This window comes from Pseudomonas sp. NPDC088890 (genome assembly GCF_044900155.1).
Lineage (GTDB): Bacteria > Pseudomonadota > Gammaproteobacteria > Pseudomonadales > Pseudomonadaceae > Aquipseudomonas > Aquipseudomonas urmiensis.
The window spans coordinates 15,834-28,451 of record NZ_JBJDNG010000007.1 but is presented as its reverse complement, the minus strand read 5'-3'; the positions used below and the strand labels follow the sequence as shown (position 1 = coordinate 28,451).

At 59.2% G+C, this 12,618-nt stretch carries 12 protein-coding genes; 9 read left to right on the top strand and 3 right to left on the bottom strand.

What is annotated here, in order from left to right; all coding sequences use genetic code 11:
* Nucleotides 1-5 precede the first annotated feature (5 nt).
* A complete protein-coding gene (locus ACI2JX_RS16010) occupies nt 6-926 on the bottom strand; it encodes a LysR substrate-binding domain-containing protein (RefSeq protein ID WP_404690468.1) in 921 nt (306 codons plus the stop codon).
* Between the two features lie 143 nt (nt 927-1,069).
* On the opposite strand from ACI2JX_RS16010, the gene ACI2JX_RS16005 reads away from it, so the two are divergent.
* The 5 genes from ACI2JX_RS16005 to ACI2JX_RS15985 all read left to right on the top strand — a co-directional run bounded on the left by ACI2JX_RS16005 (nt 1,070) and on the right by ACI2JX_RS15985 (nt 6,354).
* Nucleotides 1,070-2,410, top strand: coding sequence for a serine hydrolase domain-containing protein (locus ACI2JX_RS16005; protein WP_404690467.1), 1,341 nt, complete (start codon nt 1,070-1,072; stop codon nt 2,408-2,410).
* 360 nt (nt 2,411-2,770) lie between these two features.
* A complete protein-coding gene (locus ACI2JX_RS16000) occupies nt 2,771-3,490 on the top strand; it encodes an IclR family transcriptional regulator (protein WP_404690466.1) in 720 nt (239 codons plus the stop codon).
* A gap of 83 nt (nt 3,491-3,573) precedes the next feature.
* Nucleotides 3,574-3,966 carry a heme-binding protein gene (locus ACI2JX_RS15995; RefSeq protein WP_404690465.1) on the top strand — a complete coding sequence of 131 codons (393 nt, stop codon included), beginning with the start codon at nt 3,574-3,576 and terminating at the stop codon, nt 3,964-3,966.
* Nucleotides 3,963-5,174: an MFS transporter gene (locus ACI2JX_RS15990; RefSeq protein WP_404690464.1), complete on the top strand. Its 1,212-nt coding sequence runs from the start codon at nt 3,963-3,965 to the stop codon at nt 5,172-5,174. The genes ACI2JX_RS15995 and ACI2JX_RS15990 overlap by 4 nt, the downstream gene beginning before the upstream one ends.
* 130 nt (nt 5,175-5,304) lie before the next feature.
* Nucleotides 5,305-6,354, top strand: coding sequence for an SMEK domain-containing protein (locus ACI2JX_RS15985; protein ID WP_404690463.1), 1,050 nt, complete (start codon nt 5,305-5,307; stop codon nt 6,352-6,354).
* A 67-nt stretch (nt 6,355-6,421) separates the two neighbouring features.
* Here the strand turns inward: ACI2JX_RS15985 and ACI2JX_RS15980 are convergent, their stop codons facing one another.
* Complete coding sequence (locus tag ACI2JX_RS15980; RefSeq protein WP_404690462.1) at nt 6,422-6,844, bottom strand: hypothetical protein; 423 nt, start codon at nt 6,842-6,844, stop codon at nt 6,422-6,424.
* 62 nt (nt 6,845-6,906) lie between these two features.
* On the bottom strand, nt 6,907-8,277 hold the full coding sequence (locus ACI2JX_RS15975) for a PLP-dependent aminotransferase family protein (protein WP_404690461.1): 1,371 nt from the start codon (nt 8,275-8,277) through the stop codon (nt 6,907-6,909).
* 136 nt (nt 8,278-8,413) lie between these two features.
* Between ACI2JX_RS15975 and ACI2JX_RS15970 the strand changes: the two genes are divergently transcribed.
* Genes ACI2JX_RS15970 through ACI2JX_RS15955 form a run of 4 tightly spaced genes read left to right on the top strand, consistent with a single transcriptional unit; the run spans nt 8,414 to nt 12,531 of the window.
* Entirely contained in the window at nt 8,414-9,700 is a 1,287-nt protein-coding gene (locus ACI2JX_RS15970; RefSeq protein ID WP_404690460.1) for a hydroxymethylglutaryl-CoA reductase, degradative, read from the top strand.
* Nucleotides 9,700-10,611 carry a hydroxymethylglutaryl-CoA lyase gene (locus ACI2JX_RS15965; RefSeq protein WP_404690459.1) on the top strand — a complete coding sequence of 304 codons (912 nt, stop codon included), beginning with the start codon at nt 9,700-9,702 and terminating at the stop codon, nt 10,609-10,611. The genes ACI2JX_RS15970 and ACI2JX_RS15965 overlap by 1 nt, the downstream gene beginning before the upstream one ends.
* Before the next feature lie 58 nt (nt 10,612-10,669).
* Nucleotides 10,670-11,146 (top strand): hypothetical protein, encoded by a 477-nt coding sequence (locus ACI2JX_RS15960; protein WP_404690458.1) that lies wholly within the window; start codon nt 10,670-10,672, stop codon nt 11,144-11,146.
* On the top strand, nt 11,143-12,531 hold the full coding sequence (locus ACI2JX_RS15955; protein WP_404690457.1) for a tripartite tricarboxylate transporter permease: 1,389 nt from the start codon (nt 11,143-11,145) through the stop codon (nt 12,529-12,531). The genes ACI2JX_RS15960 and ACI2JX_RS15955 overlap by 4 nt, the downstream gene beginning before the upstream one ends.
* The last annotated feature ends 87 nt before the right edge of the window (nt 12,532-12,618 follow it).

Genomic DNA, 12,618 nt, shown 5'->3' with positions numbered 1-12,618 from the left:
GTACCTTAGGGGAGAACGCGCGCGGATTCAACTCTGGCCTGGGGGAATGCCTCGCGCAGGCTGGATTGGAGCCAATTGATGAACCACAGCGCATCCTCGCTTGGCGCTTGGGTCGGCGTGAGAACCTGATAACTTTCCAGCGGCACTGCCTGATCCAGGCAGCGCACCAGCGTACCTTGCTCAAGCTCGCGCTTAACCAGCACCTCGGTCGCCAGCGCGATGCCATGGCCACGTTCTGCCAGGTTGAGCACAATGTCATTGCTCATGTGCGAAGCATCGGACTTGACCCGCACACGCAGGCCATTGGCGGCAAACCAGCTGTTCCACCACGTGCCGTCATCGACGTGTATCAGCTTGTTTGCGGGCAAATCCGCAACCGTCAGCGGCCCTGGCAACTGCGCAAGGAAGCCCGGCGAGCAGACGGCAAACACTGCCGGACGAAGCAAGACCTCACGCACGCCCGATAGCTCGCCAGGCAAGCCATAGGCAATACCCAGGTCAGCTTGCCTCGCATCCACTGCGGTAAACGAGGCATTGGGCTCGATGGCGATCTTCAGGTCAGGTCGCAGCTTGCGCAGACTGTCGATCCGCGGGGTCAACCAGCGTGAAGCGAAGGCCGGCACACACAGGATGCGCAACCAACGCTGGTTATCTTGCCCGGCCAGGCGAGCACTGGCGTCGGCAACGATCTGCAGTGCCTGCGAGACGGCTTGGTAATAGTGCGCACCTGGCAACGTCAAGGTGACGCCGCGCGGGCTGCGCTCAAGCAGACGCACACCCAACCAGCCTTCCAGATTCTTCACATGGCGACCGATTGCAGGCTGAGTCACATGCAAAGCCTCTGACGCCGCCACGTAACTGCCAAGCCGCGCCGCGGCCTCGAAAGCACGGATCGCATTGAGTGGGGGAAGCCGGTCGATGGCCATGCACGCCTCGGGGTATTAGTTTTTGTATTAGTGGCAGTCAATTTATTGTTCTTTTCCGCGCCGTTCAAGTTGCTGAGACTCACGGTGGGCGCGGGCTAGCCCCGTGAAGTGTCCCACGCACAGCAAATCTTGAGGAAACCCCCATGCGGGCAACAGCAATAACAATCAAACCGTCCACTGTCTTTTCCATCCTTACGCTGGCCCTGGCAGCTACCACCGGCACCGCCCAGGCTGCCGATAGCAAGGGCCCGTGCGGCGTACCCAATCTGCACACATGCCCGCAGCCGTTCGACAAAGTGCTGCCGGCAGCCAAGGAAATGCTGACTTGGGACCAGGACACTCGGGTAGTGGGGTTCCGTAATACCTATCGCCTGTACGAAGGCGATGTATTCTCCACCCAGGGCGCCACGCCAAGTCCGTTACCAGCAGCGGATCATCTGCTCAGCGAGGTTCAATACAACCTGGAGGGCAAGCCCCGGGGTCTGGCCGACTACCTGCAAAACCAGAGCGTAACCGGGCTGTTGGTGCTAAAAGACGGCAAAATTGCCTACGAATACTACGGCAAAGGCAACACTGCCCAGACCCTATGGACTTCACGCTCAGTTGCCAAGTCGGTAGTCAGCGTGCTGGTGGGGGTAGCTATAAAAGACGGCAAGATCAAGTCGGTAGATGACAAGATCACCGCGTATATCCCCGAACTCAAAGGCACCGAGTGGCAAGATGTAACCCTGCACCAGCTGATGCAACATACCTCAGGTGTGGTCTGGGACGAGAACTACGCCTCGCCAGACTCTGATTTCTCCCACATGACCCAATGCGAGGCCAAGCCAGATCCTTACGATTGCGTGCTCAACCTGGTCAAATCGGTCAAGCGCAAGCCCGGGGTGAAGCCTGGCGAAGTCTGGTCATACAACACCGGCGGCGCCTGGCTGGTCGGCCGCGTGCTGGAGAACGCCACTGGGCAGACCATCGCCAAGTACCTGGAAAGCCAGATCTGGAGCCGCTATGGCATGCAGCAAGATGGCGTCTGGCACGCATTGGTACCGGGTAAAGTCGACATGGGCGGACACGGCTTCAATGCCACGCTGCGTGACTGGGGGCGCTTCGGCCAGTTCGTGCTCAGCGGCGGCCAATTGCCGAACGGCGAAAAGTTGCTGCCCAACGATTGGCTTGCACGCTCGACGCACTGGACTACAGCCAAAGGCTCAGTAACCAAAGCCGCACCTAATGGTCAGTACGGCTACCAATGGTGGTACAACGCACCGGCACCGGATGCAGACGCCGAACCGAAGAAGACCGCCACCAGTGAGCAAACGTTCTGGGCGCTGGGCATCTACGGGCAGACGATCGCGATCAATCCAGCTGAGCATCTGGTGATGGTGCAATGGTCGACCTGGAAGAATGCCGAGACACCAAGCTCGTTGTATGACGAACAGGCGTTGTTCGTGAACGCAGTGGGTAAGGCGCTGGATCAGAAGCAGTAGATGGCTGCGGCGTGGCTTTGAATCTGGTGGGCAACCAGGGCCACGCCTTAATACGAAACTACGCATAATGTATATTATGTTAAATAGCATATTCCCCAGCGATGACTCATGAGCGTCTAAACCACTCCTTCTTCGACAAAAACCGCTGTGCAGCCAATTTGGATAATCTCACTCTGAGCGATAACCTGACTGGTAGTCCGTCGTGCGAACAGACCTGCATGACTGATCATCCAACGACATCTCGGCACACTGTCGCGACAACCCGGCATCCATTGTTGCTCAGACGATCACGCAGCATTCAAATGCCAATGCACAGCACCCCGGATACTGAAACCCTCATCGGGAAACGAACCCCCACCAATGATCAACGAGAACAAAGGCATCCAATCGGTTGAGCGTGCGATGCTCATCCTTGAGGCCATAGCGGCATCCGGTGGTCAAATCCGGCTAGTAGATCTTGCAACGCAATCGGGCCTGCACAAGAGCACCTTGCACGGCTTGCTCAATACGCTCGCGGCGATGGGCTACATTTCTCGTCGCGGCACACACTACGCCTTGGGTCTACGCCTGCGTGATATCGCTCAGCCGTTGAACGATGCCGACGCGCTGTTAAGGGAGGCGTTCTGCCCTGCCCTGCATGCCCTCGCTGCGCGCTGTGGCGAAACCTGCTTTTTAGCCGTCCCTTGTGGAACCCGTGAGTATCTGTACATGGATGCCGTTGAGGGCAATGGCACTCTGCGCATCGCCAGCCCACGTGGACGACGTGAAGGTCTGACAACTTCGGCGATCGGTAAGATTTTCCTCGCATACGATGAAGACTTGCAGCGCAGTCTTCGCCGTGCCGGGCTGCTGCCTGCCGACCTGGGAAGTGAGTTGATGGCAATCGCTGACACCGGCTACGCCCTGGATCTTGAAGAGGCTGAACCAGGCCTCAATTGCGTAGCGCTGCCGTTACGCATGCAAGGTCGTGTCGTGGCGGCGTTAGGCGTTGCAGCGCCCGCTGCAAGGCTGCCCAAGGCTGAGTTGCGCAAGCTTGCGGTGCAATCGATGCGGGATATGTTCGACATGCTCAAACTTTAGCGTCAGCACGTCTGAAGCGTATTCCCTAGGGCGGTAAACGACAGGAACATGAGGCCTTGTCGTATTACTTAATGGAGCCCTAGATGTTCGAGATCATTTCCCAGCAAGTCATCAATCGTGCAGCATCGATGGCGCGCGAACATGGCTTTGCCGTGTGCATCAGCATAGTCGACGATGCCGGACTTCTTCGCCAATTCGTTCGCATGGATGATGCCGTGCCCGGTGCGATTGACGTCTCGATCAAAAAAGCGCGTACCGCTGCGCTGTTTCGTACCGACAGCACCGAACTGGGCGTGCAGGCGCAGCCAGGTGGCGCCATCTACTCACTCGAGGCCACCAATGGTGGCTTGATCAGTTTCGGCGGCGGCGTCGTACTTCACGATCAGCACGGTGCTGTCATTGGTGCAGTTGGCGTCGCTGGGGCCACCGTTGAAGCAGATCAACTGATCGCGTTGCATGCAGGAGGTCGTGGATGAACTCGGGCGCGCAACGCCTTCACCCTGGGGTGCTGACACTGGCGGTGGCTGCTTTTGCTATCGGTATGGCGGAATTCATCGTAGTCGGCATTTTGCCTTCTATCGCGTTCGACCTTGATGTACCTCTGGCACGTACGGGCAGCTTGGTTGGCCTGTATGCATTGGCACTTGCGGTGGGCACTCCGCTAACCGTCCTGGCGCTGGCGCGCCTGCCTCGCAAACCCGTTCTACTGGCACTGATTGGGGTGTTCTTGGGCGGTAATTTGTTGGCAGCATTGTCTACCGACTACACCTCGTTACTAGCAGGACGAATCGTCACCGCGTTTGCGCATGGCAGTTTTTTTGCCATTGGCGCTACGGTCGCCGCCAGCCTTGCCGCAAAGGAACAAGCCAGCAAAGCCATTGCAGTGATGTTTGCCGGGCTGACGCTGGCAATGGTGGTCGGTGTGCCGATCGGCAGTTTCCTGGGTAACGCGTTTGGATGGCGGCTGCCATTTTATGCTGTCGTAGTACTGGCCGGGGTAGCGTTGCTGGCCATTGCGAAATGGATGTCTGATGTCGCCAATCCTCCGGTGGGCAAGGCCTCGGTGCAATTGGCGGCCCTTCGGCACCCGGCGATTTTGGCGATGATGGCTATTACGGTATTGGGCTTTGGGGCAAGCTTTTCTGCGTTCACGTTCATCACCCCGATCCTGACCGATATCAGTGGTTTCTCAACTTCAATCGCGAATCTGTTGCTCGTGGTTTTCGGCGTGGCGACCCTGGTGGGCAACCTTGCAGGAGGTCGCTTAGCGTCCAGGATTGGTTGGCAGCCGGCATTGCGACTGATTTTGCTGTTGCTGACCTTGGTCCTCGCTGCTGTCGCGCTGTTGCTGCCTTACCCGTTGCCAATGATTATCATGCTGTTCTTCTGGGGCGCGTTGGCCTTTGGCCTGTCTCCCGCGGCGCAGGCTGGCATGCTGAGTACCGCTGAACGCTTCACGCCGCATGCACTAGCATTCGCTTCTGCGCTGAACATTTCAGCGTTCAATCTTGGCATCGCGCTGGGAGAAATCTGCGGCAGCGCGATGGTCGACAACGGCCAGTTAGCGTTCACACCTTGGGCAGGTGTCGTCATGGCCGTGTTGGCGCAGCTGCCCCTGATCTGGCTGGCCGCTATTTACCGCAAGGACTTTAGCCTTGAGCGCCCTAGCCCAACCATAAGCTGAAAATTATGCCTAGGCAGGGTTGGCTATTCGATTTGTTCTAGATTGAAGAGAGGCTCCGGCACCCACCGAATGTAGATCTAAAGCAGGAGATGATATCATTATGGCATTGCAGCGCATTTAGGTAAGAACAATGCTCACAAAACGCCATGAATACATGCTCCAGTTAACTCAGGTGCTTGGAAGCTATGCGAGTCAGGTTCAACTCGCGGCCAAAGAAGGGTATACAGACTCCGCAAAAGCGGCTGAAGACAGCCTTATTGATATTGTGAATCTCGCTTACAGCTGCAACTTCATAAACCTGAACTCAATAAAAATAAATCACCCTGGGATTGACTGGCGCGAAACTAGATATCGAACAGGTCTGCAGGTCACGGTCACTGAAGATGGCTCGAAAATCAAAGACAGCATAGACAGCGTGATTCGAAACAAAGTAGAAACTTCAAGCGAAATATGGTTCCTATTGATTACGACGAATGGGCACGGCAACACCAGAAAGCACGGAAAATACTCAGCCCGCACCATAACGATAAACGATATTGTCCGTCAAATATCGGTACTTCCGGACAAGGCCTTCTTCCTGGCGGTCGAAAGTGTAAAAGAAAAATTATCACGTTGGTTTATGCCCCATGAGAAAATACTACCCCACGTCAGAAAGCCACAGCTTTTGCTGCACCCGCCTCTGGCCTTCATTGATTACCATAATCTCCGGGACCGCATGGAGCCTAAAGACGACATACTTCAAGCTGTCACAAATCAGTTAAATGATTTTATAAGAAGCTTTAGCAACCTACCTACCCCGGTCAGAGCCATCATTGCTAAAATAGTGCATCACGCCCCTGCTCAGGATAATCGTGTAAGGCCGCTGAGGATTGAACTGACCGAGTTCTATTATCACTTGAGTGAAAAAGAACAATGCGAGCTCAATGATATGATTTTAATAATGAAGCAGAACCACCACGGCAGCATTCATCAAAGCAACCCACGATTCGCCGATGATGGCGACGATGACGGTGTAACCATACACTACGATCACCATGTCGAATTAGCGTGGTCCGTGTGCGAGCCAGACATGAACATCTATACCGCGCTAAAAAGCTTTTACTTACAACATCTCGATGCATCTAAACTATATAGCGCCTTGGAAAACGCGGCTTTTAGCGAGCTTGCAACCCCGAGTTGACGCAGGCACCTTATGAGGCTCAACCGGCGACATCCTGCATCAGCCATCGAATAAACAGTCGGGCCAATCACATCAAGCAATAGAACTCGCTAATCTCTGCAACCACCTCGCCCTTGGCATCGTACAACCGCGCTTCCGGCGTCAGTGCCATCGAGCGCGCCTCAAGAACATAGCGCTGGCCCGCCTGGAAATGCGAGTAGTTGACGGTCAGGTAGCATTGGCGAACCGTGGTGCCACCCATCAGGCTGATGCCACCGCCACCGTTCACTTCGTAATCGAACCTGACCACCAGTTCATGACGACCCGGGGTCACTTGAAAAAACCGCCCATCGCGCAGGCGCTGGTTATCCAAGCGTTCGGCCATGAGCACTCTGTCGTTGGGAAATGGCGTCGAGAAATCGACCCAGGCCATCTGCGGGTTGGCCGCCGGCATCGGCGTCTGACAACCGGCAAGCAGTGTGATCGCTAGCACCAGCATCAACCTGTTCATGACGAATACCCCCAACGGATCATCGTTTAAGAATAGCCCTGTTGGGGCTGCCCTCCCCTTGGCTATTGGCGCAACACCGCCATGAGCTGCGCGTCGTTCAAATACGCCACATTCAACCGCGTCCAAGGATTAACCCGCGCCTGCTCCGGCGCAAAGATATGCCCCGGGGCAATCATGAAACCCTTGGGCAGCAACTGCCGGGTCAGCTCCCTGGCATCGTCGACATGGGCAAATCTGGCCCACAGATACAAGCTCTGTTCAGGCCGCACGAACACCTCGGCACCGATCTCGTCGAGCCTCTGCAAACCCGCAGCGGTGGCAGCTTTAAGGCGCTCCTGAAGGCGAATCACGTGACGCAGAAAGTGCCCCTCGGTGAGGATCAAGTCCACCGTGCGCTCACACAGCTCCGAGGTGCTGGTATGCAGCAGCATTTTCAGATCGCCCAATTCATCGATGACCTCTTTGCTGCCAGCGATGAAGCCCACTCTCAGGGCCGCCGACACCGACTTGGAAAAGCTACCGACATACAGCGAGCGCTGCAGCTGATCCAAGGCCGACACCTTGATCGCCGAGGCGGGTTTGAAATCGGCCAGGGCATCATCGTCTACCAGAATGAAGTCGTGTTCTTGAGCTAACTGCACCAGCCGATGCGCCTTGCTGGGAGAGATGTCGGAGCCGGTCGGGTTATGGCCGACTGACTGAATGAAAAACAACTTGGGCTTGTGCCCGCGCAGGTGCTGCTCCAGCACATCGATGTCCGGACCATCCGCAAGCCTGGGCACCGCCAGCATACGTGCGCCTTGCAACTGCAGCTTGCCGAACAGCGGGTAATAACCTGGGTCCTCGACCAGCACGCTGTCGCCTGGGGCGATGAAGCGGCGGATGATCAGGTCCAGGGCATGGTTGGCGCCGTGGGTGGTGACGATTTGCCGCGGGCTGGCGGTGATCGCGTAGCTGGCCAGCTTCTGCGCCAGGTGTTGGCGCAAGCCGGCGTTGCCCAAGCGGTTGCCATAGCGAAACAGCGTAGTGACGCCAGTGCGCATGATCTGTCGGGTGAACTTGTCCAGGCGCATGTCCATCAACCACTCCACCGGTGGGAAGCCCTCGCCCAACGGCGAATGGCCCGGTTCGCGGACGAACTGCTGACGCATCAGCCAGATGGTGTCCATCGCCCGTGTGTAAGGCAGTGGCTCCTCCGCTTCAGCGCTGCGCGGCGCACCTTGCTTGACGAAAAAACCCTGGCCGTGACGCGCCTCCACCAGGCCCTGGGACGCCAGCGACTCATAGGCATTGATCACGGTATTTTTCGAATGACCAAACAAGCGCATGCACTCGCGCAGCGACGGCAAGCGCTCGCCCACCTGGTAGGTGCCATTGCCGATTTGCTCGACCAAGGATGCGGCCAGCTGTTCTGCGAGTGTTTGCCGCGCCATCGTCAGGTGTCCTGAAGGGGTTTTATCCAATGAGGGTACAGCTTAGGTACTGTCTGGCCAAACTGTACCTTCTTTGCCCGGACAGATCGGACTAGGGTGGCGGCAACTGACAACAATAACTGCACGAGAGCCTCCCATGAGCATCGATTCGCGCCTGCCCATGTTCCGCGCCATGACGCCCGCTGAACGCCTGAACTACCTGCAAGAAGCCCTCGACCTGCCTCAGCAAGACGCCGCCCTGCTGCGCAATGCCGGTGCGTTGCCGCTGGAGCTCGCCGACGGCATGATCGAGAACGTGATCGGCACCTTCGAATTGCCCTACGCCGTGGCCAGCAACTTCCAGATCAACGGCCGCGACGTCATCGTGCCGCTGGTGGTGGAGGAGCCGTCAGTGGTGGCCGCCGCTTCATTCATGGCCAAGCTGGCCCGCGAGGCCGGCGGTTTCCACACGTCCAGTTCGCTGCCGCTGATGCGCGCCCAGGTGCAGATCGTCGACATTGCCGATCCGTTCAATGCCCGCCTGAGCCTGCTGCGCCGCAAAGACCAGATCATCGAGCTGGCCAACCGCAAGGATCAACTGCTCAACAGCCTCGGCGGCGGTTGCCGCGATATCGAAGTGCACACCTTCGCCCAGAGCCCGCGCGGGCCCATGCTGGTCGCCCACCTGATCGTCGATGTGCGCGATGCCATGGGCGCCAACACCGTCAACACCATGGCTGAAGCGGTGGCGCCGTTGCTGGAGGAGATCACTGGCGGCAAGGTGCGGTTGCGCATCCTCTCCAACCTGGCCGACCTGCGCCTGGCCCGGGCACAGCTGCGTATCGCGCCTGAACTGCTGAGCACCAGCGCCTACTCGGGCCAAGAGGTCATCGAGGGCATCCTCGATGCCTACAACTTTGCCGTGATCGACCCCTACCGCGCCGCCACCCACAACAAGGGCATCATGAATGGTATCGACCCACTGATCGTCGCCACCGGCAACGATTGGCGCGCGGTTGAGGCCGGAGCCCATGCCTACGCCTGCCGCAATGGGCACTATGGCTCGCTGACCAGCTGGGAGAAAGACCACCAAGGCCACCTGGTCGGCACGCTGGAGATGCCGATGCCGGTCGGGCTGGTCGGTGGCGCTACCAAGACCCATCCGTTGGCGCAGCTGTCGTTGCGCATTCTCGGCGTTAAAACTGCCCAGGAGCTGGCCGAAATCGCCGTTGCCGTGGGCTTGGCGCAGAACCTCGGCGCGCTGCGGGCACTGGCCACCGAGGGCATTCAGCGTGGCCACATGGCCTTGCATGCGCGCAACATTGCCCTGTCCGCAGGCGCCAGGGGCGAGGAGATCGGCTGGCTGGTCAAGCGGATGGTCGAGGCCCGGGATGTGCGCGCCGACAAAGCGGCTGAACTGCTCAAGCACAAGCGGGCGCAGTAATGGACGCCGTACGGCTGGTCGAGGTTGGCGCACGGGATGGCCTGCAGAATGAAGCGCTGACCCTTGCGCCACAGAGTCGTGTGCAACTGCTGGAAATGTTGGCTGACGCCGGGCTGCGAACCTTGGAGGCCGGGGCATTTGTCTCGCCTCGCTGGGTGCCGCAGATGGCCGGCTCGGATCAAGTGCTCAAGGCGCTGCCGATCCGCCCTGGAGTGACCTGGACGGCGCTGGTGCCCAACCTCAAAGGCCTGGAGGCGGCAATAGCCTCCGGCTGCTGCGAGGTGGCGGTGTTTGCCGCAGCGTCAGAGGCGTTCTCGCAAAACAACCTCAACTGTTCGATCGAGCAAAGCCTGCGCCAATACCAACAGGTGCTGGTACGCGCTCGCGAGGCAGGCGTGAGGGTGCGCGGTTACGTCTCCTGTGTCATGGGATGCCCGTTCAGTGGCCCGGTCACGCCGCAGGCCGTGGCGGCCGTCAGTGCCTCGCTGTTTGCCATGGGCTGCTACGAAATCAGCCTGGGCGACACCCTCGGCAAGGGAACTCCCGCGGCGACCAAATCGTTGATCGACGCCTGCCGCCAGGTTGTGCCGGTGAGCGCATTGGCCGGGCATTTTCATGACACCTATGGCATGGCCATCGCCAATATCCATGCCGCGCTGCAGGCCGGTGTTCGCGTGTTCGACAGCTCGGTCGCAGGCCTGGGCGGTTGTCCCTACTCGCCAGGCGCCACTGGCAATGTTGCCACCGAAGAGCTGCTGTACCTGCTCGATGGCCTGGGCATGAGCCATGGCGTCGATCTGCACGGCGTGATCGCGGCGGGTGAGTTCATCAGTGCCCAGTTGGGCCGGCCAACAGCATCCAGGGTCGCCCGTGCCCTGCTCGCCCAGCGCGCCTCAGGCACAATGGCTTGAACGCGATCTCTTCACGCTGATAACAATAAAAGCCCGCAAGGGCAGTGGGAGAACATCAATGAAACCCGAACTGTTCGAAGTCTGGGGCGACACCGTAGACGGTCGCCACCTGCTCTACTCCATCGCCATTGGCGCGCTGGTTAGCCTCGGTGCGTTCTCTACCGCGCAACATTTGCTGCTCGGTTGGGTGGAGTCCGCGCAGATGGCCCGTGCCTACGCGATGCTGGTGGGAATTGTCGGCTGCCTGGTCGGCGGCGGCATCTGTGCGGCGCTGTTCAAGCCCAAGCGTAATGTCGTCGAGCAGCTGGCAGACCCGGCTTGGCGGGCGAAGATCCTGGTCGAACTGCAGAACGAATTTGGCCCACTGGGCAGTCTGGCAGACCTGCCAGCGGCAACCATTGCCGAGCTCAAGGAAATGGATCTTTATGATCTGTTCGCCGATTACGAAAAAAGCCTGCACTGCGCGCCGAGCAACGCCGATGTTGCCCCTGCCGGCGCGGTGCTTGCAGTCAGCGTCCCCGGTGGCCGCCCATGATCGCCCTGGTGATGGATCAGTTCCTGATCGCGCTGGGCATGGGCATCGTGGGCGCGGTGATTTTTGCCGGCATCGGCCTGATCTCTGGCAGCGATGAAACCACCACCCTCGCCCCCTTGACCCTGCTGGTGGTTTTACTCGGAGTGCCGGCGGCCGGGGTGCTGACGTTCTTCCTGGCCGGTGCCGTGGCCAAGCATATGACCCACGCCGTACCGACCGCGCTGCTGGGTATCCCGGGCGATACCATGGCCACGCCGTTGATGCGCGAGGCCAACTTCTTGCGCAACCTGGGCGTGCCGCATATTGCCCTGCGCAAGATGATCTCCGGTGCGGTGATCGCGGCGTTGATTGCCGTGCCTGTGGCGGTGTTGTTCGCGGTGATGCTCGCGCCGTTCGGGGACCTGATCAAGCATGCCGCGCCCTGGGTGTTCCTGCTGGCGGCAGTGGCCATCGCCTGGTTCTCCAAAGGCCGTCTGGCGGCAGTGCTGACCTTGATCCCGTTCGTCATGGTGATTGTCGGCTTGCAAAGCCTGACCGCACAGTACGGGGTCAAGCTCAGTGTCAGTTACTTTCTCGGCATCGCCATCGGCCCGCTGATCGCCGCGCTGTTCTGCCTGCTCGCCCCCTCTGAGCGAGCCAACATGCGTCGTGAGCAAGTGCGGACCTTCTCGTTGTCGCCGGATGTGAAAAGCTGGGGCGGGTTCTTCCCCAACCCACTGCGTGTTCTCGACAGCAAGCAGAGCCTGTGGACGGCGGCCACTGCCGTTGTCTCCAGTGCCACCTTCGTGTTCAGCCCGGTGGCCATGACCGTGATCATGGGCGAGGCTGTCGGCTCGCGGGTCAAGCATGTCTACCACCGCCTGACCACCGTCATCACCGCCCGCAACGGCGTCACCGAGTCGACCTACCTGGCCGAGGCGTTGATTCCGCTGATCGCCTTCGGCCTCCCGCTGAGCCCGGTTGCCGCCGGCCCTGCCGCGCCGCTGTTCAATGCGCCGCCGCGCTTTAGCGTCGATGCTGCCAGCGGCCAGGTAAACAACCTGCACACCCTGCTCAGCACCTGGGAGTTTCTCGGCTACGGGCTGTTGGCGGTGGTGGTGGCGATCCTGATCGCCTACCCCTTTACCATGAATTATGCCCACCGCGCCGCCTCCTACGTATCGCGCAAGATCAGCCATGAGGCGGTGATCGCGACCTTCGTTGGGCTGATTCTGGTGATCGGCATCTGGGAAGGCGGCCTGCTCGGGTTGCTGGTGATTGTCACCATCGGCCTGTTGGGCGGTTTCCTCTCACGCTTGCTCGGCTTCAACATCGGCGTGCAATTCATGGGTTACTACACCGCCGTACTGACCGTACCCGCCTTGATTGCCCTGACGGGCGCCTAACCCCTCCTCCCTCAAGCGCAAACACCCTCCTGCTTCGCAGCCTTGGCGCTGTGAGGGTGTTCTGCGCCCGATCGTAAAGGACATAAC

Coding starts and splice junctions, on each gene's coding strand:
- ACI2JX_RS16010 (WP_404690468.1), bottom strand. CDS start 926: ATGGCCATCGACCGGCTTCCCCCACTCAATGCGATCCGTGCTTTCGAG.
- ACI2JX_RS16005 (WP_404690467.1), top strand. CDS start 1,070: ATGCGGGCAACAGCAATAACAATCAAACCGTCCACTGTCTTTTCCATC.
- ACI2JX_RS16000 (WP_404690466.1), top strand. CDS start 2,771: ATGATCAACGAGAACAAAGGCATCCAATCGGTTGAGCGTGCGATGCTC.
- ACI2JX_RS15995 (WP_404690465.1), top strand. CDS start 3,574: ATGTTCGAGATCATTTCCCAGCAAGTCATCAATCGTGCAGCATCGATG.
- ACI2JX_RS15990 (WP_404690464.1), top strand. CDS start 3,963: ATGAACTCGGGCGCGCAACGCCTTCACCCTGGGGTGCTGACACTGGCG.
- ACI2JX_RS15985 (WP_404690463.1), top strand. CDS start 5,305: ATGCTCACAAAACGCCATGAATACATGCTCCAGTTAACTCAGGTGCTT.
- ACI2JX_RS15980 (WP_404690462.1), bottom strand. CDS start 6,844: ATGAACAGGTTGATGCTGGTGCTAGCGATCACACTGCTTGCCGGTTGT.
- ACI2JX_RS15975 (WP_404690461.1), bottom strand. CDS start 8,277: ATGGCGCGGCAAACACTCGCAGAACAGCTGGCCGCATCCTTGGTCGAG.
- ACI2JX_RS15970 (WP_404690460.1), top strand. CDS start 8,414: ATGAGCATCGATTCGCGCCTGCCCATGTTCCGCGCCATGACGCCCGCT.
- ACI2JX_RS15965 (WP_404690459.1), top strand. CDS start 9,700: ATGGACGCCGTACGGCTGGTCGAGGTTGGCGCACGGGATGGCCTGCAG.
- ACI2JX_RS15960 (WP_404690458.1), top strand. CDS start 10,670: ATGAAACCCGAACTGTTCGAAGTCTGGGGCGACACCGTAGACGGTCGC.
- ACI2JX_RS15955 (WP_404690457.1), top strand. CDS start 11,143: ATGATCGCCCTGGTGATGGATCAGTTCCTGATCGCGCTGGGCATGGGC.